General features: G+C 35.5%; 4 protein-coding genes. All 4 read left to right on the plus strand.

Annotated features, from left to right (window positions below; genetic code table 11):
* Positions 1 to 38 precede the first annotated feature (38 nt).
* Positions 39 to 680: a hypothetical protein gene (locus DW917_RS16300; RefSeq protein ID WP_147344240.1), complete on the plus strand. Its 642-nt coding sequence runs from the start codon at positions 39 to 41 to the stop codon at positions 678 to 680.
* A 157-nt stretch (positions 681 to 837) separates the two neighbouring features.
* Positions 838 to 1,041, plus strand: a complete 204-nt coding sequence (locus DW917_RS17395) for a hypothetical protein (RefSeq protein ID WP_233524804.1) — start codon at positions 838 to 840, stop codon at positions 1,039 to 1,041.
* A complete protein-coding gene (locus DW917_RS16305; protein WP_147344241.1) occupies positions 1,028 to 1,528 on the plus strand; it encodes a DUF6169 family protein in 501 nt (166 codons plus the stop codon). Before DW917_RS17395 ends, DW917_RS16305 begins: the two co-directional genes overlap by 14 nt.
* 836 nt (positions 1,529 to 2,364) lie before the next feature.
* Positions 2,365 to 2,706: a single-stranded DNA-binding protein gene (locus DW917_RS16315; RefSeq protein ID WP_118120433.1), complete on the plus strand. Its 342-nt coding sequence runs from the start codon at positions 2,365 to 2,367 to the stop codon at positions 2,704 to 2,706.
* Positions 2,707 to 3,285: the final 579 nt, after the last annotated feature.

Here is a 3,285-nt window from a genome sequence, read left to right on the forward strand (position 1 = left end):
ATAATTTTATTGTTGAACCCTTTAAAGCAGATTTGATTATGAATGTAAATAATGCTATTAATGTATTTAAGAACATCGTTGGTGTCGAGGTTGCGACTATCCAAGACGTAGTAAAGGCACAAAGTGCAGGTCTTTATATTACTGGTAAAGATGGATGGGGGTATGATTACGACATCGAGGATGAAGAGAACGGTGAAGAAAGAACTCCAACCGAGCAAGAAATCTTCGACCGCATTACCAAGGCACTTGCAGCCGGAGAAAAGGTTTACGCATGTATGACGCTTGCAAATGATTTGTGCGTGACAAAGGACACTAACACAATAATGCAGAGTAACTTTTTTGTTAATCAGAAAGTATACACTTTGCATGAAAATAAGATTGTGATGGGCGAAATCATCTATCTTTCTCTTTCACGTGGCAAATCAAAAGAAGAAGCACACAATGCTCTTTTAGGTGATATGGCTGAAAAGTTGTACTACTTCATTGGTTTCTACTTCACAAACGGAAGAACACCAAAGATTGGCTCAGAAAAAGAGCAGATTATTGACAAAATCCGCTCTTTGGCTATGGATGATTATGTAGTATTGAAGACAGAAAAGGGAGAATATCTTCTTAGACTTGTCAAAGAAATTTTTGAAAGTAAGGAGACTCTTGTAGAGGACTTAATGAAGAAAAACTAAATAGTGGAGAGATACCTTCGAGACATCTTGCAAGATTTGGCAAATTCCAAGAACCAAATGGAGCGTTTGTTTGGTACATCATACGAAACTCAAATCTTCTTCGAGAGTGATTTGGATATAATATTAAAAATAGAGGATAAAATAATAAAGATTTCTTTTGGCGAATACAAATATTATTTGTATCTTTGCCAAAAGAATTTTAAAGAAAGGATATAATATGGCATTAAAAATAAAAAATCGTGAAGAAGCAATAGCTGTACTTCGTGATATGGTTCAGAGAAAAAAGGAAATGGAGAAACAAGTTCAAGAAGAATTTGCCAAAGTACGTAAAGAAGCAGAAAATTATTATGCAACCATTTAATTTAACTCGCCTCAATATGTTTTCTCCATACCCAGTATGGCAGAATAACAATGGATCTTATACATTTAGAACGGATTTTGGAATAATCTTCAGAGTCATTTTTACAAGAAATCAAAATATTTGGCAAAATGAAGAAGCCTATGAATTTGGGCTATTCAACGAAAATAGATTGGCATCACCGAATGACCCTAAAGTTAAAGCTACAATACAATGTATTATAGAGGAGTTCTTTCTTACAAACCCAAATATACTTTTGTATCAGTGTGAAACAGGGGATAACCGTCAAGCAATGAGAGCAAGATTATTCAAAAGATGGTTTAATGATTATGTATTTGCTGAGCGGTATTATGTCAAGGTTTCGGTTTTAAGGGATGATGAAATAGACAACTATATTGCATTGATTGTCCAAAAGAGCAATCCTAAGTTGGAAAGTATAATTCAAGATTTTGACGAATTTATCGGTTTCTTAGGAGTAAAACCCGAATAAATGTAAAGAGAGAAGTGTTGACTAATGCTTTTCTCTTTATATTTTCGGGCTGCTCCCTCATTGGTCGCAGCCATCAGGCGAACCATTCAGCTTCACCTGCAAAGAGGTATCTCCAATGGTATTTTTATATTCAAGTATTAATTTATGACTATAATGTCTTATAGACAGCAATACGTATGGCTGTAAATATTAATATCTATATTTCACGTCCAAGCCTGTCATTCCTATTTTTTAAGTCTAAAGCATAAGCCTTATTCTAATGTAAAATTGTATAAGATGTATTGACGTTTATGCCATGAAGCCTCTTTTATATCGAGTTCTATCTTTGTACCGCTATTTATATGTTCTTGCCGTCCTTGGTGTAGAAATTAGCCAAATTCCTCACACATCTTCTATCCCTTTTTGAACATATCGTGTTGGTTTACATTTTCTTATTGCCTCCATATCGAGGATAGACATATATCCAAGCACCCTTCTTCTCTGTAGTTTAATGAGATATAGGAGTGAAACTTGGCTTTCCGTTTGTCGTTTTCATAGTGTCGTATATCGAAACCTAAAGTGAGATTTTTATGATCATTTGCGTTCTGATAATTTTTTGTATAGTTGTTAACAACCATTTTACTTTGCAAAGTTAGCACAAGCGGTGTTGGCAAGGGCGCACATCCTGTTTGTCTCAATATTTTTTTCAGACTTTTTGGGTGCAGTTGCTCCTTAATCAAAAACTCCATACCCAAGGGTGAAAAATATATTGGACATCTCTTGCCGTGACTCACCTTCTTCTTGTTCGCTACTATTATGCACGTAAAATAATTATTAACATTTGAAAAATTACAATTATGAAGGCAATGAACAATTTCACTATTTCAGGTTTCGTAGTAAACGACGCAAAAGTTAAGAACTTCGAGAAAGCCAGCGTAGCACGTTTCGGTCTCTCTTTCAGAACTACAGAGAAGAAGGGTGACCAGAAAGTAAAGAAGTCTTCTATCCTTGACATGGAGACTTGGATTAAGAAGGATGATACCGCCACAATTGATATGCTCAAAAAAGGCACCCTTATCAAGGTTGAGGGATTCTTTAAGGCTGATTCCTACACCAAGGATGGCAAGGAGGTTCATAAAACAGTCTTTGCTGTTACAAAAATAGAAATCATAGAGACCAAGGCTCCAAAGGTGGCATAAAGCCACCATTCATATACTCCAATTTTCATAAGAAAAAGGTTATCAGCGGATAGCCTTTTCTTTTGGTCATTTTCGTTTAGGTGTTACAGTCTTTATATCTATATTGCCGTATTCGCATATTACTGTATTGTCATATTACTCTCTATATCTATTGCTTGCAATAAGGCTATATATTTTTTTCTATATCTATATTTCTGTTTCCGTTTCTTATGTTCAACCTCATTTTTTTTAGCATAGGTTGTGCCGTTAACCATCACCATAGCTTTTTAACGTGCAAAGGTATGGCAGCCCAGGCAGACACCAAACATCAGTCGATGCTCTCCTTATCGGCGAAGATTTTTTGCAGCAGACTTCCGCAATCAGAGATTGGGTATTCTACAAAAATTCTCTACCGATTGTTTGGCTTACTGCCTTATTGGGCTGCCATCTTATAAAGCACGTAAAAAGGCTTAGGTGATGAAGGTTATGCCGGAATGATTCTAAAAAAAAATCTCGGATAGAACGAAACGGAAAGTCTTTAAAAAGGCAGATGAATCAGGAAATCCAGAATAATTTTATTGTTGAACCCTTTAAAGCAAA

Origin of the sequence: Prevotella sp. AM42-24 (genome assembly GCF_003461825.1) — a bacterium.
GTDB lineage: Bacteria > Bacteroidota > Bacteroidia > Bacteroidales > Bacteroidaceae > Prevotella > Prevotella hominis.